Genomic DNA, 22,911 nt, shown 5'->3' on the forward strand with positions numbered 1-22,911 from the left:
GGGCGGTGACATGCCGCCCGGAAGGCTCAGATCGATGCGGGCGTCAGGGGCGCCGCAGGTCCTCCAAGGTCGCCGCCGATCCGGGCAGCTCCGAGCGGGCCGGGGTCTCCAGGCCGTCCAGGAACAACTGCAGGTGGCGGTGGGTGAACCGGTCGATCCCCTGGCAGGCGATGCCGGGGAGCGGCCGGGTGAGCTGGGAGAGGGCGACGAGTACGTCACCGACGGCGATGTCGGTACGCAGTCGCCCCGCGGACATGGCGCGCGCCACGAGCCCTTCGACGGCCTCTTCGAGGCGCCGGCGCTCGGCGAGCAGTTCGGGGTGGTCCTTGTCGAAGACGCCGGAGAGCATCGGGCACAGGGCGCCGATCCGTTCGTCGGCGGCCGCGTGCACGAAGCGGCTGAGCGCGGCGAACGGGTCGGACTCCGCGGCGACGGCCTCTTCGGCCCTCAGGGTGGTGCGGGAGGTGACCGCGAGGACGACCTCATGGGTGAGGGCGGCCCGGTCGGGGAAGTTCCGGTAGAGCGTGGCGTTGCCGACGCCCGCCCGGCGTGCGACGTCGTCCAGCGCCACGTCCGGCCCGAACTCGACGAACAGCTCGCGCGCGGCCGCGACGATCCGCTCGCGGTTACGCAGCGCGTCGGCCCGCGGGCGGGCCGTGCGGCACTGCGCGGCCGATGCGGCGTTCTCGGCGACGGTCTCCACGACGATGCCGTTCCTTCCCTCTGTGTAGCCGGTCGACCCCTGCCCGTAACCGGGGACCGTTTCCCCGTTTAGCGGGGACACGTATGCAAACGGGGAGAGGATCCCCGCTTATTTCCCGCCCCACTGTGACCTGAGTCACATCACCTCGGCAGGAAAACCCACCGATCGGCGCACCCAGCGAGCGGCCCCCGGCCACCCGGCACAGGCTGATCGCCAGAGCGCAGTCAGGGGTCGGCCGGCTGCCGCGGACCCCGAAGGCGCCTCTATGCAGCAGCCCCGCCACCGGATACGCAGACACCGCCGCCCGATCGCCCTGGCCGGAGCGACCGCGCTGGTCATAGCGGCCATGGCCTCGGCCAGCACCACCCTGCCGACCACCGGACGCGCCTCGGCGGGCCCGGCGGCCACCTCGCAGGACTCCGCGCTCGCCCCGTGCCGGATCTCCGCCACCATGGGCGTACAGATGTCCGAGGGCCTGCCGACCCCGGCCGGCTACGCCCGGTCGACCGGCGAGGTCAGGGCGCTCAACCTGATGATCGACTTCCCGGACGCGGAGGGCACGGAACCCGCGGCGGACCGGTACGCGGAGTTCTTCCCGCAGACCTCCGACTGGTTCAGGACCAGCTCCTACGGCCGGCTCGTCTACCGGCCCGAGGCCCCCGTCAAGGACTGGCTGCGGATGCCGATGGCGTTCACGGAGTACGGGATAGAGCGCGGATCACCGTTCGAGCCGGGCTACCGCCAGCTGGTGAAGGACATCGTCGCGGCCGCCGACCCCCGGGTCGACTTCTCGGAGTACGACCTGGTCAACATCCTGGTCAGCCCGAACGCCGGCCCCTCCGCGCTGGACACCGTGCTCTCGGTGACCTTCTCCGGCAACGACGAGGCCCCGGAGGCGGACGGCGTACCGCTCGCCAACACCTCGTTCGTCTACAGCCGCCAGGACGACGGGTCGGGGTCGTACGCCGAGACCGGCTACCGCGTCCTGCCGCACGAGAACGGCCATGTCTTCGGGCTGCCCGACCTCTACACGATGGAGGGCGGCGGCTCGGTGGGGCACTGGGACATCATGTCCGAGGACTGGGGCGCCAACAACGACTTCCTGGCCTGGCACAAGTGGAAGCTCGGCTGGCTCGACAACGACCAGATCAGCTGCGCCTCGCAGTCCGGCGTCAGCGAGCACACGCTCGGGCCGCTGGCCGCCGAGGGCGGCACCAAGCTCGCCTTCGTCCCGCTGAGCGCCCAGTCCGGCTACGCCGTGGAGGTCCGTACGGCCGGGGGCAACGACGAGGCGGTCTGCCGGCCCGGGGTGCTGATCTACAAGGTCAGCTCCGACGTGGACACCGGCCAGGGCCCGGTCTCCGTCGCCGACGCCACCGAGGACAGCGGCGGCTGCACCCGACGCCCCAATGTGCACGCGGAACTGTCGGACGCCCCGTTCCGCCCCGGCCAGACGTTCACCGACCGGGCCAACGGCGTACGGATATCCGTGCTGGACGAGGACGACGACGGGAACTACCGAGTACGGGTCACGCGCCCGTGAGCGGGTGGGGCGGCGGCCCTCACGGAAGCCCGGATCACGCGCCCGGGAGCGGCGCGGTGGCGGCCCGGACTACGCGTCCGGGAGCGGCGCGGTGGCGGCCCGCACGGAGGCCCGGACTACGCACCCGCGCGGCGCGGTGGCCGCCCGCACGGAAGCCCGGACTACGCGCCCGGGAGCGGCGCGGTGGCCGCCTCCACCAGGGCCCGGAGCCGAGGCTTGAGGAGCTTCCCGGTGGCGTTGCGCGGGAGCGGCTCCTCGGTGAACAGCACCCGGGCGGGCACCTTGAAGGCGGCCAGCCTCGCGCCGACGTGGTCGCGCAGAACGTCGGCGGTGACCCCGGCACCGGCCCCGGCTCCGGTGCGCAGCCGGACCACGGCCGCCACCTCCTCCCCCAGCACCGGGTGCGGGATGCCGAGGACGGCGGCGTCGGCCACGTCGGGGTGGTCGTGCAGGACGCCCTCGACCTCGACGCAGTACACGTTCTCGCCGCCCCGGATCACCACGTCCTTGAGCCGGTCGACGACGGAGATCCGCCCCTCGCTCCGTACGGCGAGGTCTCCCGTACGGAACCAGCCACCGTCCCCGAAGGCCTCCTCGGTCGCCGCCGCGTCGCGCCAGTAGCCGCGGAACAGGGACTGGCCGCGCAGCCACAGCTCGCCCGGCTCACCGTCGGGCAGCTCATCGCCCGAGGGCCCGGCGATCCGCACCTCCGTGACCGGGGTGGGCCGTCCCGCGCCGCCGGGCTCCGCCCGGTACTCGTCGCCGAAGTGCGCGAGGACCCCGCCGCTGGTCTCGGTGAGGCCGTAGCCGTTGCGGGGCTCGACGCGTTCGCCGTAGCGGGCGGTGAGGCGGGCGACCAGGGCGGGCGGGGGCGCGGCTCCCCCGGTGCTGAACAGGGTGAGCCCCGCCAGCCCGTCGCCCGCCCGCTCCGCGGCTTCCAGCAGCTGGAGCCCGGTGGCGGGGACGCCGGAGAAGTGCGTGACGCGGTGCGTACGGATCAGCCGCAGCGCCTCGTCCGCGTCCCACTTGTGCATCAGGACGAGGGTGCCGCCGGCCGCCATCGCGGCGTAGAAGCCGGTGAACGCGGCGACATGGAAGAACGGGAACGTCATCAGCGAGACCGGTGCGGGCCCCTGCCCCGGGATGACGCCGCGCGCCCGTGCGGAGGCCGCCGCGTGGTAGCGGGGGTTGAGCGCGGCCCCGGCCTGGGCGAGATGGGTGGCCACCGCGCCCTTGGGACGGCCGGTGGTGCCGGAGGTGTAGAGGATCGTGGCGTCGTCCTCGGGCCGGGGCTCCACGTCGGGCGGCGCGGCCAGCGGATCGGGCGCGGGGAACTCCTCGTACCGCTCGACGCGCAGCCCCGCGGCGTCCTTCTCCTCCCCGTCGGAGCCGTGGAAGAGGACGACGCGCGCCCCGGTCCGCCGGGCCCAGCCGGCGACCCGCCCCAGCCGCTCCCCGTCCACGAGGAGCACCTCGGGCTCGCAGTCGTCGAGGGCGTGGCCGAACTCCTCCTCGGTCCACCAGGCGTTGAGCGGTACGGCGACGAGCCCGGCCAACTGGGCGGCCCAGAAGGCGATCTGCCACTCGGGGTGGTTCCGCATCGCGATCACGGCCCGGTCGCCGGAGCGCAGCCCGTACCGCTCCCGCAGGCGTACGGCGAGGGCGGAGGCGGCAGCGAAGAACTCCCCGTAGGAGTACGTCCGTTCCCCCGCGATCAGGAACGGCGCGTCCCCGTAGGCCCAGGTGGCCTCCACGAACTCCCGGAGCGTACGGGGCCCGTCGGCGTACTCAGGTGTCCCCCGCTCGCCGATGACCACGGCGAAGGGCGCGCCGGGCGCGGTGAGGGCGGCCTCGACGCGCGCGGCGCGCCGGGCGAGCTCAGCAGCGGCTGCTGCTCCGGGGTCCGGGGACGGAACGGTGTGCGGCACGGACGGCCTCTCTCGCGCTGACGCTGACGCTGACTGCTACGCGAGACGCTATGCGGGCGGGGCGGGAGCCGCCAGGGCCGAGCCCCGCCCTGGAGTCCTCCTGGCCTTGCGGCGGGACGGGCTCAGTGGTGTCGGCGGGCGCGTGTCCGCTTCACCCGACGGTCAGCAGCCGGCCGGCAATCATCCTGATCAGGGCGTCGCGCTGGTCGACCAGGTAGAAATGGCCTCCGGGCAGCACATCCAGGTGGAACTCGCCGGACGCGACGTCGGACCAGCACGACATGTCCGCCACCGAGGTGTCCGCGTCCTCGTCCCCGACGTACGCGTACAGAGGACAGTCGACCGGCCGGGCGGCGCGCGGGCCGTAGGTCCCGACGATCGTGAAGTCGGCGCGAATGGCCGGCAGGACGATCTCCCGGAGGTCCGGATCCGTCAGAAGCGCCTCGTCGGTGCCGCCGAGCCGGCGGACCTCTTCGATCAACGCCTCGTCGCCCTGGGTGTACAGCGATCGCGGCGTCACCCGGTGCGGGGGCTTTCGGCTCGACACGTGGAGTGCCGCAGGGCGCACCCCGTGCCCGTCGTTCAGGTGCAAGGCCACCTCGTGGGCGAGCGACCCGCCCATGCTGTGCCCGAAGAGCACCGTCGGTACGTCGTCGAGGAGGGGAAGGAGCGCCGCGGTCACCTGGTCGGCAAGCTCCTCCATGGTCTCGGCGCACGGGTCGGCCAGGCGGTCGTGCCGCCCTGGATAGCGCACGACCAGTACCTCCGTAGCGCTGTCGAACGAGGTTCCCCAGGAGTGATAGAAGCTGGCCGATCCGCCTGCGTGCGGGAGCACCAGCAGCCTGCGGCGAAGGCGGTCCGTCGCCGGGTAGCGGCGGAACCACCTGTCGGTGTCGACCGTCGCCGACCGGGCGGTACGTCGGGTGCCGACGCTCATACTGTGTTTCCTCCTGGGTGTCGGCTCCCGGTCGCGGGCTCGGTGGTCCGCTCCTCGGCCTCGGTGCGCTCTCTCTTCCGTGCAACGGCGGTAAGGGGTCCGATCGCCGAACTCGCCGGTGGCCTCGAAGCCCATGCTCGCAGGCCCACCGGCGAGTTCGGCGACCACCGGCCGACCGCACCTCGTGCGACGCGCCGTCCGTGGTGCCGTCGGGGAACCGGTCCCCGCCGGCCGGCGCGTCACAGGAGATGCGAGCCGGGATCCCGAACCGCCGGAGCGGCAGGACCGCTGGGCGGCGTCAGCGGGCAGACGCCTCGGCGACCACTTGGTGGACCGCCTCCAGATTGATCATCCGGGTCAGCTCGGACTGGTCGATGGTGATGCTGAACTCCTTCTCCAAGGAGGCCAGGATCTCGATGGCACGCAGCGAGTCGGCGCCGTGGTCGTCGATGAAGAGGCTGGTATCCGTCACCTCGTCCTCCTCGATCTCCAGAATGTCGCAGACTATTTCCTTGATCACCGAGCGGCGGTCACTGGCGGTCGTGGTCATGGATCTGATTCTCCTCGGTGGGTTCACTTGCCGTAGGGCGGCCACATCGCGCACCCGCTCCGGTTGTCCGACAACTCGGCGAAAAGCGGGGCGGGATGCCATCGTCACCGAATTCAGGTCGACGATAAGCGTCGCGGGAACGCGTGGACAAGACTTCCCGGGACCTCTTCGACACCACGGTTCGAGAGTTTGCAATGAGAGAGATCGAATAAGGCATTGCGCATGCCTCAGCCGCTCCCTACCCCGGGCCCGATGTTCCCGACCGGAGGCGAGCGCGATGCCGACGGCCGGACGGATACCGCCCAGCTCCCACTCTCCCGGTACCGGAGGTAGCCGAGCGTCACTTCGCGGCATCGAAGATTTGTCGACCACCGCCGATGTGCTCCCCTCCGGTGCGGAAAGGCTGATCGCCCGGAGCATCGCGTTCCTTCCTGCCAACGAATCGTCCGGGCGGCGGACACGAACCACGTTCTGGCAGGTTGCTGAACCCTGCGTTGACGCCGTGCTCCGCACCGCAGAAGGCTTGGGGCGGTGTTCCATGACCTCCGACCCAGGCGGCATGCCGCAGCACTGGTCCACCAGGACCGGGGGCATCCGAAATCCCCTCACACCTAGCACGAACTCGGAAGACCGATATGAAGTGGAGTAAGTTGTGGGCACATTAGGTCGTTGGTGTTTCCGACACCGGTGGATCGTCATCATGCTGTGGATCGTCGCGTTCGCAGGTATCGGCATGATAAACGGTGCCATCGGCGGGCCCAAGTACTCCAACTCGTTGACTCTCCCGGGCAATGACTCGACCAAGGCACTCGAACTGATGCAGGCCGAGTTCCCGGAACAGGCCGGCGAATCCGCGTCCATCGTCTGGAAGGCGGAGTCGGGATCGGTCCGGGATCCGGAGGTCCAGCAGAAGATCGGCAAGATGCTGCAGGAGGTCGACAGCCTCCCGCAGATCGGCCGAGTGGCCGGACCGTACGAGCCGCAGGGCGCCGCGCAGATCAGCGAGAACGGCAAGATCGCCTATGCGCAGCTGTCCTTCAGCGTGCCCTTCGAGGACATCAAGCCCGATCAGGTCAAGAAGCTCGTGAAGACGGCGAAGGCCGTCTCCGGTGATCAGCTGGACGTGCAACTGGGCGGCGGGGTCATCTCGTTCGCCGATGAGCCACCGGCCAATCTGAGCGAGATCGTCGGTGTGATCGCCGCGGCGATCATCCTCTACTTCGCCTTCGGCTCCTTCCTCGCCATGCTGGTGCCACTCGTCACCGCGCTCTTCAGCGTCGGAGTGGGGCTCAGCTCCGTCGGCCTGGCCAGCCACGTGACCTCCGTGCCGGAGTTCTCGTCGATGCTCGGCATGCTCATCGGCCTGGGCGTCGGCATCGACTACGCGCTGTTCATCGTCACCCGCTACCGAGCCAACATCAACCGCGGCCTCTCTCCGGAGGACGCGGCCACCGGGGCGGTCAACACGTCGGGGCGCGCGGTGCTCTTCGCCGGTGCCACCGTGTGCATCTCGCTGCTCGGCATGTTCGTCATCGACCTCGACTTCCTCAACGGCATGGCCGTGGCAGCCTCGCTGGTCGTCCTGACCACGATGCTCGCCGCCGTCACGCTGCTGCCCGGACTCCTGGGTGTGATGAAGGGCCGTGTCCTGAGCCGCCGTCAGCGGCGCAAGCTCGCCGAGCGGGGGCCCGAGACGGAGCATCCCGCCGGGCTCGCGGTGCGCTGGTCGCGCATCGTGGAGCAGCGTCCGCGGATTCTCTCCGCCGTCGCCCTCATCGTGATGGTGGCACTGGCGATTCCGACGTTCTCCCTGCGCCTGGGCTTCTCCGACCAGGGCAACAACCCGTCCACCACGACGACGAGGAAGGCGTACGACCTCCTCGCCGAGGGCTTCGGAGACGGTTCGAACGGGCCTCTCCAGCTCGTCGCGGTCGTGAACTCCCCGCAGGAGAGCGCGGCGCTCGACTCGGTGGTGGCCGAGGTGAAGGGCGCGAAGGGAGTGGCCTCCGCCGTGGCGGCACCGGCCGCACCGGGCAGTGACCTTCGGATCGTGCAGGTCGTGCCGGAGACCTCACCCCAGTCCGCGGAGACGTCCGAACTGATCACCCGACTCCGCGACGACATCGTCCCCGACGCGTCCGCGGACAGCTCGCTCAAGGTCTATATCGGCGGTACGACAGCCGTCTCCGACGACTTCGCCGACGCACTCGCCCAGAAGCTGCCTCTCTTCATCGGCGTGGTCGTCGTCCTCGGCTTCCTGCTGCTGATGCTCGCCTTCCGCAGCCTCCTGATCCCCCTCACCGCGGCACTGATGAATGTGCTCGCGGTCGCCTCGTCCTTCGGCGCGGTGGTGCTGATCTTCCAGTGGGGGTTCGGGGCGGATCTGCTGGGCGTGGGCGAAGGCCCGGTCGAGGCGTTCCTTCCAGTGATCATGCTCTCCATGCTCTTCGGTCTCTCCATGGACTACCAGGTCTTCCTGGTGAGCCGCATGCACGAGGAGTGGGTCCACGGCAAGGACAACGCCACCTCGGTCCGCACCGGTCTCGCCGAGACCAGCCGGGTGATCAACGCTGCCGCGATCATCATGATCGCGGTGTTCGGCTCCTTCGTCCTGTCGGGTCAGCGGGCCGCCGCCATGTTCGGTCTCGGCCTGGCCGCGGCCGTGGCGCTGGACGCCTTCATCCTGCGCACCATGCTCGTCCCGGCGTTGATGCACCTGTTCGGCAAGAACAACTGGTGGCTGCCGGGCTGGCTGGACAAGCGCATGCCGCACCTGGCGGTGGAACTTCCGGACGAGCCTGTTCCGGCGCCGCGCCCGGTGGCGGTCGCCGACACCGAGGACGACACCAAAGGCGATGACCGGCTGATCCCCAGCGGGCGCTGAGCCTGTCCGGTCACCCTGCGGGAGCGACCCGCAACCGCTACGAGGGCTCCCTCATCACCATCCGTGGCGAGGGAGCCCTCGCACGTGGCGGGAGCAGGAGGTGACGGGAGCAGGAGACGGAGAGCCCGCGTTTCTGTACGGGAGGCAATCCCGGAGCGACCCTGACTCCGGCCGGTTCCACTGACGCCGGTGAAGCCGGCAGGATCCCCAGTCCCCGGGCCGTGAGACGGCACAAGGGGGCGGGGCCGCGCTCCGGACCTGAACCAGCGAGAAGAGCGGGGCCACGCCCCGCACGGCAAAAGGAAAGCGGCCGGACCCTCAAGCCAGGGCCGGCCGCACATCTATGAGCACATCAGTCCTACGGCTGGCAGCGGCGCCGGTAGTAGGCATAGGTCAGGGCCAGCACCATGGGGCCGCACAGCACGAACAAACCGCTGCACGACACCGCGAGGATCTCCCATCCCAGGCTGTCGAACGGACCGCGTTCGAATCCGGCGATCTGGAATGTGGTGAGAACCCAGCCGATCAGGACCGCCACGATGACCAGGCCACCGACAACCGCGGGAACGATCACCATGTACGGCGGAACACGCTTGCCGCCGAACTTGGGAACCCAGGCCGGCACGACCTCGCCCCACGGGCGCACCAGGCTGAAACACGACAGCGCAAAGAGCTCGGAAATCACGCTGAGCCCGCCGACATAGGCAATCGACATCCACAGAGGCATATCCATGGCCGGAAGGCCTGTCCCCATCGTGAATCCTAAGGCGATGGGAAGCCGCCACAAGCACACCGGCAGAGCGACCAACGGAATGAGGTGAGCGGTTTTCTCCGCCCAGCGCGGGACCGGCCTTTCGGTACCCATGGCGATCACTTCCGGACTCTTCATCTGGTTTGCCATACTCTCAACGTTTCACGGAACCGGGGGACGCGAGATCAGTCTCAGGGATGAACCCGCTCACCCCCGCGGCTGAGGCCCTGCGGTACCCGCTCAGCCCCTCCGACCCAAGGCCACCGGCATCGATTCGAAACCCCAGATCAGGTTGGAACGCATGCGCTGCACGGGCCCCGCGTGTCCGGCCGCCCCCACCCGCCGGGTCAGCTCTTCGAACATCACGGAGAGCTCCATGGTCGCCAGCGCCGAACCGAGGCAGAAGTGCGTGCCCGAGGCGAAGGTCAGGTGGCGGTTGGGCGAGCGGCCGACGTCGAAGGCGTCGGGGTTCTCGAAGACCTGCCCATCGCGATTGGCGGCCGACAACCACACCGCCACCTCGTCGCCCGCCGCGATCGCACGGCCCTCCAGCTCGGTGTCCTGGTTGGCGGTGCGCAGCACATGCATGGCCGGACTGGTGTAGCGCAGCACTTCCTGCACCGTGCTCGGCAGCAGTCCGGGATCGGCGCGCAGCCGGTCCCACTGGTCCGGGTGGTCCATGAGTGCGAGCAGCCCGCCGACGGTGGCGTGCCGCGTCGTCTCGTTGCCGCCCGAGATCAGCCCGTCGCAGTTGAGGAAGATCTCCTCGTCGGTGAGCGGTTCACCGTCCACCTCACCCTGGACCATCGCGCTGACCACGTCCTCCTGCGGGTCCTCGCGCCGCAGCTCGACCAGCTCGTCGTAGTACATGAGCAGGTCGGTGTGGGCCGCGGCCGCGCGCATGGCCTGGTCCTCGCCGCCATCCACCGCGTCGGAACCGAAGGCGATCATGGTCCGGTCCAGCATGAACCCCCAGTCCTCCTTGGGCACACCGAGCATGTCGCAGATGACGGAGACCGGCAGCCGGGCGGCGGCGTCGACGAAGTCGCTGGTGCCCTTCTCCAGGGCCTCCTCCAGCGTCTCCACGACGGTGGAACGCATGGTGTCCTCAAGCCGCTTGACCATCCGCGGCGTGAACGCCGAGTTGATGATCCGCCGGATCTTCCCGTGCCGGGGCGGGTCGGTGACGATCAGCATCTTTCCCGCGGAGGCCTCGGTGGCCAGGGGGTTGTGGTCGAGCCGCATGCCCTTCTCCGAGGTGAAGTTCGCGGAATCCCTGAGCACCTGGTTCGCCAGCGGGTGCGAGAGCACGGCCCAGAACGCAGGCCCGTTCGCACGCTCGTTCCGGTAGAGCGGCGACTGCTCGCGGAGCTCCTTCCATATCTCCTCGGTGCGACCACTCCTGGGCAGTTCCGGGTCGGCCAGGTCTGTCATTTCGTACTCCTCCGTGTGAACAGCACGGACGGACCGTACGCGCCGGCCGTGCCAGAGAGTGGGCTCAGCCGTTCCGCCGGGTCTGGCGCACGACTTCCGCGGCGATACGGTCCGGCGCCTGTTCCGGCTGCCAGTGACCGATGCCTTCCAGGCTCACGGAACGGTAGGGGCCGGTGACATGCTCTGCCGTCCGGTCGACGGCGACCCGGCTCGCCGCCCTGTCCTCGTCGCTCCAGACGTAGGTGGTGGGTACCCCGACGGAGCCGAAGCCCTCGTGCTCGGCAAGCAGACTGCCCGAGCGGTACCAGTTCAGGGTCGCGTCCAGCACTCCGGGCCGGGTGTGCAGGTCCAGGTAGCGCTTCACCTGCTCCGGGGCGACCTGGTTCCCGAAGAGGGACCGCAGTTGCGCCGCGTCGTGGGCGAGCATCCCCGCGGTGGACTCCGGCGATGCGAAATAGGCCAGGTACCGCGACCGTTCCCGCTGCTCGGGGTCGTTCCGCAGCGCGTACCAGTACGCCTCCGGGTGCGGGAAGGACACCGCGGTCAGGGTCCGCACCCGGGCGGAGTGACGGGCCGCGAGGCACCAGGCGACGACGGCTCCCCAGTCGTGGCCGACCACATGGGCCGAGCCGACCCCGAGGGCGTCCAGGATGCCCGTCGCGTCGGCCGCCAGCAACGGCAGTGCGTAGGCGTCCGGACCGGTCGGGCGGGCGCCGTCGCTGTACCCGCGCTGGTCGGGAGCGATGGTCCGCAGGCCGGCGCTGTGCAGTGCCGGCACCACCTGGTCCCAGGCGTGCCTGCTTTGCGGAAACCCGTGCAGAAGGAGAACGGGATCGCCGTCCTCCGGACCCGAGACCTCCACATCGAATACCAGACCGCCGACTGAAACCCGCATGCGCTCCCCTGCCCCCTGTTCACTGTTAGCGCCGGAAAGTAGCCTGCCTTCGCGGCCGATTTCCCCGGTCTTTGCGCCGCCCCGGGCAGAGGCGTCCCGTGGACGCTATCGACCGGCCCCCCGGTGGACTACCGACGTGACAGCCAACTGCTGTTCGCTCCATGGAGCATCACGCCGGATCGCACCCCCTGGCAGGTTGCTGCAGTCGTGGTTGTGGCCCTCCATGCAGCGTTGTTGAGTGAGCGCTGGAATGCACGGACTGTATGCGGGCGCGGTATTTCGCGCAGATAGAGCGGGAGTAATTCAGGTGAATAGGCCCGGAGTCGAAGACATCCTTCCACTGTCGCCGCTGCAGCAGGGGCTGCTGTTCCACGCGGTTTACGACGAGGCCTCGGACGACATCTACACCGTCCAGCTCGTGCTCGACATCGAAGGCCCGCTGAATGCCGACAGGATGCGGCAGGCGGCGGCGGCGCTGCTGCAGCGGCACCCCAATCTCCGGTCGGCATTCCTGTACGAGAAGTTCGACGAGCCGGTGCAGGTGATTCCGCGCGAAGTGGCATTGCCGTGGACCGAGACCGACCTCAGCGGACTGGCCGCAAAGGAACGTCAGGCGGAGTGGGAGCGCTGGCTCGCCGAGGACCGGATGCGCCGCTTCGATCTCAAGCGTCCGCCGCTGCTGCGGTTCACGCTCGTCACGCTGGCGCCCGGCGAGTACCGCTTGGTGTTCACCAACCACCACATCCTGCTCGACGGCTGGTCGATGCCCGTCCTGCTCACCGAGCTGTTCGAGCTGTACGGCACCGGGGGCGACGCTTCGGCGATGCCCCGTGTCACCCCCTACCGCGAGTACCTCGGCTGGCTGGCCAAGCAGGACCGGGCGGCAGCGGACGCTGCCTGGAAGCAAGTGTTCCGCGGTATCGAGGAGCCCAGCCTGGTGGCCCCGGTCAGCCGAGGCAGGAGCCATGACCTGCCCGAGCGGGTGTCCGCCGCCCTGTCCACCGAGCTGACCACCGCGCTCGTCGCACAGAGCCGAGCGGAAGGCCGGACGCTCAACTCCCTTCTGCAGACGGCCTGGGCGACCGTGCTGGGGCAGCTCACCGGGCGCGACGACGTCGTGTTCGGCATGGCGGTCTCCGGTCGCCCCGCGCACATTCCCGGCATCGAGTCGATGGTCGGCCTCTTCATCAACACACTGCCCGTGCGCGTCACCCTCGACCCGACCGAGACCTTCGGCGCCCTGGCCGACCGGCTCCAGTCCGAACAGGCCGCGCTCACCGCCTACCACCACGTCAGCCTGACCGACATCCAGCAGATCGCCGGAGTGGGCGACCTCTTCGACACCTGCATCGTCCTGGAGAACTACCCGGTCGACACCGCTGACCTGAAGCTGCCCGGTGAAGGCCTGAGCATCACCGGATTCGACGCCCGCGACGCCAGCCACTACACGGCGGTGCTCACCGCCGTTCCGGGCGAGCGCATGCAGGTGCGGCTGGACTACCGCGGGGACGTCTTCGACACCGCCACCGCCCAGGACGTCCTGGACCGCTTCGTCGCACTGCTCCAGAAGATCGGCGACCAGGACCCCCGGCCCGTCGGACAGGTGGACCTGCTCACCGAGCGGAGCCGGCACCAGGTGCTGGTCGAATGGAACGACTTCCGGCGTGACGTCGACCCGGTCACCTTCCACGGGATCGTCGAGAACCATGCGGTCCGCACTCCCGAGGCCACCGCCATCTCCTCCACCGACGTGACATTCCGTTACGAGGAGTTCAACGAGCGTGCCAATCAGCTGGCGCATCTGCTGATCGAGCGGGGGGTGGGCCGTGAGCAGATCGTGGCGCTCGCGCTGCCCCGGTCGGTGGACATCGCGGTCGCCCAGCTCGCCGTGATGAAGGCCGGAGCCGCCTACCTGCCCGTCGACCCGGACTACCCGGCCGACCGGATCAGCTACATCCTCGACGACGCCGCGCCCGCCCTGCTCATCACCGACACCGAACACGCCCCCAGGCTCCCCGAACACGACCGGGTCCCACGCCTCCTGATCGACACCGCCGGCCTCACCACCGGCCGGCCTCACCACAACCCCGCCGTCCCCGTACAGCTCACCCACCCCGCCTACGTCATCTACACCTCCGGCTCCACCGGCCGCCCCAAGGGCGTCGTCGTCACCCACCAAGGCCTGGCGAGCCTCGCGGCGACCGTGGCCGACCGGCTCGACGTCACCGCCGACAGCCGGGTCCTGCAGTACGCCTCGCCCAGCTTCGACGCCTCGGTGGCGGAGCTCTGCATGGCCTACGGCGCGGGCGCCACTCTCGTCATTCCGCCCCTCGGCCCGCTGGCCGACGACGCGCTCACCCGGGTCCTCCTCGGCCAGGAGGTGACCCACGCGATCATCCCGCCGGCGGCTCTGGCCACCGTCCCGCCCGCGGACTTCCCGGCCTTCCGCTCCCTGACGGTGGCCGGTGAGGCCACCTCCGCCGAGCTGATGGACCGGTGGGCCCCGCGTCTGCGGATGATCAACGGGTACGGGCCCAGCGAGTCGACCGTCGGCGCGACCTTCAGCGCCCCGCTGGAGGCCGGCAAGGGCGCTCCGCCCATCGGGTATCCGTCGTACAACACCCGCATCCACATCCTCGACGGCCGACTGCGGCCCGCACCGGCCGGGGCGCCGGGTGAGCTGTACATCGCCGGCGCCGGCCTCGCCCGCGGCTATCTGGGCCGCGCCTCTCTGACGGCAGAGCGCTTCGTGGCCAACCCCTTCGGCACGCCCGGTGAGCGGATGTACCGCACGGGCGACCTGGCCCGGTGGGCGCCGGACGGACAGCTGGAGTTCGTCGGCCGCGTCGACGACCAGGTCAAGCTGCGCGGCTTCCGCATCGAGCTGGAGGAGATCCAGAAGGTCATCTCCGCCCATCCGCAGGTGTCCCAGGCCGCTGTGGTGGTGAGGGAGGACCAGCCCGGCGACAAGCACCTGGTCGCCTACGTGGTGTCGAAGGGGGCCGCGCTCGACCCGGCTCGCCTCTCCGCCGAGCTGCGGGACCGCGCGTCCGGGCAACTGCCCGAGTACATGGTCCCCTCGGCGTTCGTCGCCATGGACACGCTGCCGGTGACCACGAACGGCAAGCTGGACCGCAAGGCGCTGCCCGCGCCCGAGTTCAGCGGCACCACCGGCGGCCGGGGCCCGCGCAACGAGCGCGAGGAGCACCTCTGCCGGCTCTTCGCCGACATCCTGGGCGTGGAGCGCGTCGGCATCGACGACCACTTCTTCGACCTGGGCGGCCACTCCCTCAGCGCGACCCGGCTGCTGGGACGCATCCGTCGCCAGCTCAAGGTGGAGCTGACCGTACGGGACCTGTTCCAGGACCCGACGGTCGCCGGGGTCTCGGCCCGGATCCGGGCCGCCGAGGCCCCCACCCGCGCGCCGCTGACCGCCGGGGAACGACCGGCTGAGATCCCGCTGTCGCCGGCCCAGCAGCGGCTGTGGTTCCTCAGCCGGATGAAGGGGGGCGGCGGGAACTACAACCTGCCGGCCGCCCTGCGGCTGAGCGGCCCGCTGGACGCCGAGGCGCTGCGCCACGCCTTCACCGACGTGATCGGGCGCCACGAGAGCCTGCGCACCGTCTTCCCCGACACGGACGGCCGGCCGCGCCAGGAGATCCTGCCGGCCGACGAGGTCCGTCTCGACCTGCGTCTCACCCGGATCGGCGAGGACGAACTGCGGGATGCCCTCGTCCGGGCCACCCTGGAGGACTTCGACCTGGCGTCGGAGATTCCGGTCCGGGTGAACCTGTTCCAGCTCACGTCCGACGAGCACGTACTGTTGGTGACGCTGCATCACATCGCGGGGGACGGCTGGTCCATGGCACCGCTGTCCCGCGATGTCTCCGTCGCGTACGCGGCACGGTGCGTCGGCAAGGAGCCGGTGTGGGAGCCGTTGCCGGTGCAGTACGCCGACTACACGGTGTGGCAACAGGACGCCATGGGGGAGGAATCCGACCCCGACAGCACGCTGACGCAGCAGATCGCCTACTGGCGATCCCAGCTCGCCGACCTGCCCGAAGAGCTGGCCCTTCCGACGGACCGGGTGCGTCCCGCGGTGGCGACCTACGCCGGCGCCGACGTTCCCGTACACCTGGACGCGGCCACACACCAGCGGCTGCTCGCCCTGGCCCAGGAGCGTGACAGCAGCCTGTTCATGGTGCTCCAGGCGGGTCTGGCGGCTCTGCTGTCGCGGTTCGGCGCGGGCTCGGACATCCCGATCGGCTCGCCGATCGCGGGGCGTACGGACGCGGCGCTGGACGATCTGGTCGGGTTCTTCGTCAATACGCTGGTGCTGCGTACGGACACGTCGGGAGACCCGGCGTTCCATGAGCTGCTGGACCGCGTGCGTGAGACCAACCTGGCGGCACACGCGCACCAGGAGCTGCCCTTCGAGCGGCTGGTGGAGATTCTCAACCCGGCGAGGTCGCTGGCCCGTCATCCCCTCTTCCAGGTGTTGCTCTCCCTGCACAACAACCCCGAGACGGCGTTGAACCTCAACGGCGTCCGGGCCACCGCCCACGAGGTTCCCCTCGACAAAGCCCGCTTCGACCTCACGCTCGAACTCGTGGAGTTGCGGGATGGGGAGGGTGGTGCCGCGGGTGTGTCGGGGCGGCTGGAGTTCGCCCGGGATCTGTTCGACGAGGAGACGGCGCGTCGGCTGGCGGCGGGTCTGGTGCGGCTGCTGAAGGCGGTCGCGGCCGATCCGCGGGTACGGGTCGGTGAGCTGGACGTGCTGTCCGCGGTGGAGCGTGGGTGGGTGGTCGAGGGATGGAACGCGACCGACCACACGGTGACACCGGGAACCCTGGTCTCCGGGTTCGAGGATCAAGTGGCCCGCACCCCGGACGCGACCGCCGTCCTCTTCGAGGACCAGGCTGTCACATATGCGGAACTGGACACCCGGGCGAACCAGCTCGCGCACGCACTGACCGCCCGGGGAGTGGGGCCGGGAACGTTCGTCGCGGTCGCCGCCCCCCGCTCCGTGGAACTGGTCACCGCCCTCTACGCCGTCCTGAAAGCGGGCGCCGCGTACGTACCGGTCGACCCGGACTACCCGGCCGACCGCATCAGCACCATCCTCCAGGACGCCACCCCCGCACTCCTCCTCACCACCACCAACACCGCCCCGCAACTGCCCACAACACCAGTGCCCCAGCTCCTGCTGGACACCGACCAGGGCCGGGGCACCGAACACCCCGCACACCGCCCCGACGTGACAGTCGCACCGAACGCACCCGCCTACGTGATCTTCACATCCGGTTCCACCGGACGCCCCAAGGGCGTCGTGGTCGGACACGACGCGATCAACAACCGCCTCGCCTGGATGCAGGACACCTACCAACTCGACACCACCGACCGGGTCCTGCAGAAAACACCCTCAGGCTTCGACGTCTCCGTCTGGGAATTCTTCTGGCCCCTGCGCACCGGCGCGACCCTCGTCCTCGCCCGCCCCGAAGGCCACAAAGACCCCGCCTACCTCACCACCCTCATCCAGAACACCGGCATCACCACCGCCCACTTCGTGCCCTCCATGCTCCAGGCCTTCCTCACCGAACCCACCACCCCCCACTGCACCACCCTGCGCCGGATCATCTCCTCCGGCGAAGCCCTCCCCACCGACACCGCCCACCGCTTCCACACCCAACTCCCCACCACCCAACTCCACAACCTCTACGGCCCCACCGAAGCCGCCGTCGACGTCACCGCCCACCACACCACCACCAGCAGCAGTGGAAGTGACACCACCAGCGGTGGAGGCAGTGGTGGTGGTGGTGTTCCGATCGGGCGGCCGATCTGGAACACCCGCACCTACATCCTCGACAACGCCCTGCGCCCCGTCCCCGTCGGCGTCCCCGGAGAGCTCTACCTCGCCGGAATCCAACTCGCCCACGGCTACACCCACCGCCCCGCCCTCACCGCCGAACGCTTCACCGCCAACCCCCACAGCACCACCGGCGAACGCATGTACCGCACCGGCGACATCGCCCGCTGGACCACCGACGGCACCATCGAATACCAAGGCCGCAGCGACGACCAGATCAAACTCCGCGGCTTCCGCATCGAACTCGGCGACATCGAAACCGCACTCACCACCCACCCCCACATCACCCACACCACCGTCCTCCTCCGCGAAGACCAACCCGGCAACAAACAACTCATCGCCTACACCCTCCCCACCCCCGGACACACCCCCCACCCCGACCAACTACGCACCCACGCAGCCACCCACCTCCCCGACCACATGATCCCCGCAGCATTCATCACCCTCACCGAACTCCCCCTCACCGCAAACGGAAAACTCGACCGCAAAGCCCTCCCCGCACCCGACTTCAGCCGCCAAGTCGTCGGCCGCAGCCCCCGCAACCCCCGCGAAGAACTGCTCTGCACCCTCTTCGCCGAAACCCTCAACCTCGACACCGTCACCATCGACGACAACTTCTTCAACCTCGGCGGGCACTCCCTCCTCGCCACCCGCCTCATCAGCCGTATCCGAACCGCCCTCGACACCGAACTCGACGTCCGCACCATCTTCGAAACCCCCACCGTCGCCGGACTCGCCCACCACCTCGACACCACCACCCCCACCACCCGCCCCCACCTCACCCCCCGACCCCGCCCCCACCACACCCCCCTCTCCCCCGCCCAACGCCGCCTCTGGTTCATCAACCGACTGGAGAGTTCGGGCGGCAACTACAACACCGGTCTCTCCCTGCGGCTTTCCGGCGGGCTGGATGTGCCGGCCCTGCGTGCGGCGCTGAACGACGTCATCACCCGGCACGAGAGCCTGCGCACCACCTTCCCGGACACCGACGGCCACCCCCGCCAGGAAATCCACACCCCCGAACAGGCGACCGTCGACCTCACCGTCACCGACGTGACCACCGAAGAACTCGGGGCGGCACTCAGCCGAGCCGCCTCGGCCTCCTACGACCTGGCGGTCGAAACTCCTTTCCGTGCCCACCTGTTCCGGGTGTCGGAGGGCGACCATGTGCTGCTGCTGGTCGTCCACCACATCGCCAGTGACGGTTGGTCCAACGCGCCGTTGTCGAAGGATCTGTCCACCGCCTATGCCGCGCGCAGCGCCGGGGGCGCCCCCGAGTGGCAGCCGCTGCCGGTCCAGTACGCCGACTACACCCTCTGGCAGGACGAGATCCTCGGCGACGAGGACGATTCGCAGAGCGTCCTGGCCGGTCAGCTGGACCACTGGCGCACCACGCTCGCGGACCTCCCGGAGGAGCTGGCCCTCCCCACCGACCGGCCGCGGCCGGCGGAGATGAGCTACCGCGGCGAGCGGGTGCCCATGCACTTCGGGCCCGGCCTCCAGCGTGCAGCTGCCGATCTGGCACGTGATGCGGGAGGGACCGTCTTCATGGTCCTCCAGGCCGCCATCGCCGCCCTGTTGGGCAAGGTCGGCGGAGGTGAGGACATCCCGATCGGTACGGCGGTGGCCGGACGCACCGACGAAGCGCTCGACGACCTTGTCGGCTTCTTCGTCAACACCCTCGTGCTGCGCACCGACCTCTCCGGGAACCCGACCTTCCGCGAGCTCGTCGACCGGGTGAAGGAGACGGACCTGGCGGCCTACGCCCACCAGGACGTGCCCTTCGAGCGCCTCGTCGACGAACTCAACCCGGCTCGTTCCATGGCCAGGCACCCGCTCTTCCAGGTCATGCTGTCGATGCAGAACACCCCGGCCATTGAGGCCGAGTTGGGCGGTATCCCCGCGACCCCGCTGCCGGTGGCGCTCGACACGGCCAAGTTCGATCTCTCCTTCGAGCTGGAGGAGCGGTTCTCCGGTGACGGTTCGCCCGCGGGGCTGGAGGGTGTGATCGAGTTCGCGGTCGATCTCTTCGACCGTGCGTCGGTCGAGGTGCTGGCGGCACGTCTCGGGCAGTTGCTGGAGGCGGCGCTGGGCGATCCGGATCGGGCCGTGTCGACGATCGACGTGCTGACCGCGCGGGAGCGTGAGCGGATTCTGGTGGAGTGGAACGCCACCTCGCGGTCCGTCGAGCCGGTGACCTTCCCGGGGCTGTTCGAGGCCCAGGTGATCCGTGCGCCGCGGGCCACCGCTCTGGAATCTCCCGAACTCACCTATAGCTACGAGGAGTTCAACGAGCGTGCCAATCAGCTGGCGCATCTGCTGATCGAGCGGGGGGTGGGCCGTGAGCAGATCGTGGCGCTCGCGCTGCCCCGGTCGGTGGACATCGCGGTCGCCCAGCTCGCCGTGATGAAGGCCGGAGCCGCCTACCTGCCCGTCGACCCGGACTACCCGGCCGACCGGATCAGCTACATCCTCGACGACGCCGCGCCCGCCCTGCTCATCACCGACACCGAACACGCCCCCCGGCTCCCCGAACACGACCGGGTCCCACGCCTCCTGATCGACACCGCCGGCCTCACCACCGGCCGGCCTCACCACAACCCCGCCGTCCCCGTACAGCTCACCCACCCCGCCTACGTCATCTACACCTCCGGCTCCACCGGCCGCCCCAAGGGCGTCGTCGTCACCCACCAAGGCCTGGCCTCGTTCGCCGCCGCCGAACTCGAACGCTTCGACGTCACCGCCGACAGCCGGGTCCTGCAGTACGCCTCGCCCAGCTTCGACGCGTCCGTCCTGGAGATCTGCATGACCTACGCGGCCGGCGCCACGCTCGTGGTTCCGCCGCCGGGTCCGCTGGCCGACGACGTGCTGGCCGCCGTTCTGCGGGACAGCGCGGTGACCCACGCGCTGATCCCACCGGCGGCCCTGGCCACCGTCGCCGTGCGGCCCGGTGACTTCCCCGCCTTCCGTACCCTCGTGGTCGGAGGCGACGCCACCTCGGCGGAGCTGGTCGACCGCTGGGCGCCGGGCCGCCGCATGGTGAACGCCTACGGTCCGACGGAATCCACCGTCATGGTGACCACCAGCGCCCCCCTGACCGCGCAGAGCGGGACGCCGCCCATCGGCCGGCCGGTTCACAACAGTCGTGTCCACGTCCTCGACGCTGGTCTACGTCCGGTCCCCGCAGGAGTGCCGGGCGAGCTGTACATCGCGGGCCAGGGCCTGGCCCGCGGCTACCTCGGACGGCGCGGGCTGACCGCCGAGCGCTTCGTCGCCGACCCGTACAGCACGACGGGGGAGCGGATGTACCGCACGGGCGACATCGCCCGCTGGACGGCGGACGGCGAACTCGACTACCTCGGCCGCGCCGACAACCAGGTCAAACTCCGCGGCTACCGCATCGAGCTCGGCGAGGTCGAGGCCGCGCTGAACGCCCACGGGACGGTCGACCGGGCCGCGGTTCTGATCCGGGAGGACCAGCCGGGTGTCGCCGTCCTGGTCGCCTACCTCGTGCCCGCCGCCGGCCTCACCACGGACCATGCGGAGCTGCGCCGGCATGTGGCCGAGGCACTGCCCTCGTACATGGTGCCGGGGGCCTTCGTCACCCTGGACACGCTCCCGGTCACCGTCAACGGCAAGCTCGACCGCGAGGCGCTCCCCGCCCCCGACTTCGGGGACCTCCTGGGCACCCGGGAGCCGCGCACCGTACAGGAAGAGGTCTTCTGCGACCTCTTCGCCGAGGTCCTGCGCCTCGAACGCGTCGGCGTCGACGGAAACTTCTTCGAGCTCGGCGGCGACAGCATCGTCTCCCTCCAACTCGTCAGCAAGGCGCACAAGGCCGGGCTGCTGATCAGGACGCGGGACGTCTTCGACTGCCAGACCCCGGCCGCCCTCGCCGAGGTCGCCGTGCCGGTCTCCGCGGTTGTCCACGAGTCGCCCGAAGCGGGACTCGGCCCGGTGCCGCTGACCCCGATCATGCACTGGCTACGGGAACTCGGCGGCCCGGCCGACGGTTTCCAGCAGGCCATGATGGTGCGGACCCCGCCCGGATGCGCCACCGAGCCGATGTCGGCCATGGTTCAGGCGCTGTTGGACCGGCACGACGTGTTGCGCGCCCGGCTGACCCGTCATGCCGGTGGCGAGTGGGAGCTGGAGGTGCGACCGCCCGGGAAGGTCCGGGCGGAGGACGTCCTGAGCCGCGTGGATGTGCATGACACGGACATCGCGGAGGAGGCGAGGGCCGCCCAACGGCGCCTGGACCCGGAATCCGGGGTGATGCTGCAAGCCGTCTGGTTCGACGCGGGTGCCGAATCGGCGGGCCGGCTTCTTCTCGTCATCCACCATCTGGTGGTCGACGGGATCTCCTGGCGCCTGCTGACGCCGGAGCTTCCGGAGCTCTACCGGGCCGCGGCCGAGGGACGTGACACGGGCCCGGGGGAGACGGGCACCTCCTTCCGGAGCTGGGCGCGGAATCTGGCCGAGGAAGCCGGGAAGCCGGGCCGGATCGAGGAACTGCCGCTCTGGGCGGCCATGCTCGGAGAACCCCGGCGGCCGCTGGGAAGCCGAGCGCTGGACCCGGTCCGGGACAAGGCCGCGACCGCCCGCAGGCTCACGCTCTCCCTGCCCGTGGAGCTGACCGAACCGCTCCTGACCCGGCTGCCGACCATCTACCACGCGGGGATCAACGACGTTCTGCTGGCGGCCTTCGCCATCGCCGCGGTCGACTGGCAGCGAGCACGCGGAGCGGGCCGCAGCGTCGTGTTCGACCTCGAAGGGCACGGCCGCGAAGAGCTCGGGGAGAACCTCGACGTCTCCCGTACGGTCGGCTGGTTCACCAGCATGTACCCGGTGCACCTCGATCCGCGGGTTCCGGACCGGGAGTGGCCCGACGTCCGGGCCGGCGGTCCCGCTCTCGGCCGGGTGCTCAAGGAGGTCAAGGAGCAGCTGCGGGCGATACCGGACAACGGCATCGGGTACGGGCTGCTGCGCTACCTCAACGAGGAAGCCGGTGCCGCGCTGTCCGCCCTGCCGGCACCGCAGATCAGCTTCAACTACCTGGGCCGTATCGCCATGGCGGACGGGGCCGGTGACGTGGCGGACTGGTCCGTACTGTCCGACGTGGACCTGGGCGACGGACGCGACCCGGACATGCCGGTCGGGCACGCGCTGGAGCTGAACGCGGTCACCCAGGACCAGGCGGACGGCCCGCGGCTGTCGGCCACCTGGTCCTGGCCTTCGGAGCTGTTCCGCGAGGACGAGGTGCGGGCGCTGGCCGAGGGCTGGTTCAAGGCGCTCGGCGCCCTGGTCGCCCATGCCGAGACGCCGGATGCGGGCGGATTCACTCCGTCGGACCTTCTGGTGGACCTCAACCAGAACGAGATCGACCTCCTGTCGGAGGAATGGGGTTTCTGAACCCGCCC

10 protein-coding genes are annotated in these 22,911 nt (G+C 70.1%); 3 read left to right on the forward strand and 7 right to left on the reverse strand.

Annotated elements, in window-relative coordinates:
- Positions 1 to 43: 43 nt before the first annotated feature.
- Entirely contained in the window at positions 44 to 703 is a 660-nt protein-coding gene (locus G3I54_RS35605) for a TetR/AcrR family transcriptional regulator (RefSeq protein ID WP_164618626.1), read from the reverse strand.
- A 265-nt stretch (positions 704 to 968) separates the two neighbouring features.
- On the opposite strand from G3I54_RS35605, the gene G3I54_RS35610 reads away from it, so the two are divergent.
- The gene (locus G3I54_RS35610) at positions 969 to 2,246 is read left to right on the forward strand and encodes a M6 family metalloprotease domain-containing protein (protein ID WP_164618624.1); all 1,278 of its coding nucleotides are present in this window, start codon (positions 969 to 971) and stop codon (positions 2,244 to 2,246) included.
- Between the two features lie 161 nt (positions 2,247 to 2,407).
- Here the strand turns inward: G3I54_RS35610 and G3I54_RS35615 are convergent, their stop codons facing one another.
- From G3I54_RS35615 to G3I54_RS35625, 3 genes are all read right to left on the reverse strand, one after another.
- The gene (locus G3I54_RS35615; protein WP_164618623.1) at positions 2,408 to 4,174 is read right to left on the reverse strand and encodes a class I adenylate-forming enzyme family protein; all 1,767 of its coding nucleotides are present in this window, start codon (positions 4,172 to 4,174) and stop codon (positions 2,408 to 2,410) included.
- A gap of 151 nt (positions 4,175 to 4,325) precedes the next feature.
- Positions 4,326 to 5,111: an alpha/beta fold hydrolase gene (locus tag G3I54_RS35620; protein ID WP_164618621.1), complete on the reverse strand. Its 786-nt coding sequence runs from the start codon at positions 5,109 to 5,111 to the stop codon at positions 4,326 to 4,328.
- A 298-nt stretch (positions 5,112 to 5,409) separates the two neighbouring features.
- Positions 5,410 to 5,661, reverse strand: a complete 252-nt coding sequence (locus G3I54_RS35625) for an acyl carrier protein (protein WP_164618619.1) — start codon at positions 5,659 to 5,661, stop codon at positions 5,410 to 5,412.
- 733 nt (positions 5,662 to 6,394) lie between these two features.
- Between G3I54_RS35625 and G3I54_RS35630 the strand changes: the two genes are divergently transcribed.
- Complete coding sequence (locus G3I54_RS35630; RefSeq protein WP_239144632.1) at positions 6,395 to 8,545, forward strand: MMPL family transporter; 2,151 nt, start codon at positions 6,395 to 6,397, stop codon at positions 8,543 to 8,545.
- A gap of 358 nt (positions 8,546 to 8,903) precedes the next feature.
- Here G3I54_RS35630 and G3I54_RS35635 read toward each other — a convergent pair whose 3' ends face one another.
- The 3 genes from G3I54_RS35635 to G3I54_RS35645 form a co-directional block, all read right to left on the reverse strand.
- Positions 8,904 to 9,446, reverse strand: a complete 543-nt coding sequence (locus G3I54_RS35635) for a hypothetical protein (protein ID WP_164618615.1) — start codon at positions 9,444 to 9,446, stop codon at positions 8,904 to 8,906.
- Between the two features lie 90 nt (positions 9,447 to 9,536).
- Positions 9,537 to 10,730: a cytochrome P450 gene (locus G3I54_RS35640; protein ID WP_164618613.1), complete on the reverse strand. Its 1,194-nt coding sequence runs from the start codon at positions 10,728 to 10,730 to the stop codon at positions 9,537 to 9,539.
- Positions 10,731 to 10,794: 64 nt separating this feature from the next.
- Complete coding sequence (locus G3I54_RS35645; RefSeq protein ID WP_164618611.1) at positions 10,795 to 11,625, reverse strand: alpha/beta hydrolase; 831 nt, start codon at positions 11,623 to 11,625, stop codon at positions 10,795 to 10,797.
- 307 nt (positions 11,626 to 11,932) lie between these two features.
- On the opposite strand from G3I54_RS35645, the gene G3I54_RS35650 reads away from it, so the two are divergent.
- Positions 11,933 to 22,903, forward strand: a complete 10,971-nt coding sequence (locus G3I54_RS35650) for a non-ribosomal peptide synthetase (protein WP_164620943.1) — start codon at positions 11,933 to 11,935, stop codon at positions 22,901 to 22,903.
- Positions 22,904 to 22,911 lie beyond the last annotated feature (8 nt).

This window comes from Streptomyces sp. SID14515, from assembly GCF_010548505.1.
GTDB classification, from domain to species: domain Bacteria; phylum Actinomycetota; class Actinomycetes; order Streptomycetales; family Streptomycetaceae; genus Streptomyces; species Streptomyces caviscabies.

Coding starts and splice junctions, on each gene's coding strand:
- G3I54_RS35610 (WP_164618624.1), top strand. CDS start 969: ATGCAGCAGCCCCGCCACCGGATACGCAGACACCGCCGCCCGATCGCC.
- G3I54_RS35620 (WP_164618621.1), bottom strand. CDS start 5,111: ATGAGCGTCGGCACCCGACGTACCGCCCGGTCGGCGACGGTCGACACC.
- G3I54_RS35625 (WP_164618619.1), bottom strand. CDS start 5,661: ATGACCACGACCGCCAGTGACCGCCGCTCGGTGATCAAGGAAATAGTC.
- G3I54_RS35630 (WP_239144632.1), top strand. CDS start 6,395: ATGATAAACGGTGCCATCGGCGGGCCCAAGTACTCCAACTCGTTGACT.
- G3I54_RS35635 (WP_164618615.1), bottom strand. CDS start 9,446: ATGGCAAACCAGATGAAGAGTCCGGAAGTGATCGCCATGGGTACCGAA.
- G3I54_RS35640 (WP_164618613.1), bottom strand. CDS start 10,730: ATGACAGACCTGGCCGACCCGGAACTGCCCAGGAGTGGTCGCACCGAG.
- G3I54_RS35645 (WP_164618611.1), bottom strand. CDS start 11,625: ATGCGGGTTTCAGTCGGCGGTCTGGTATTCGATGTGGAGGTCTCGGGT.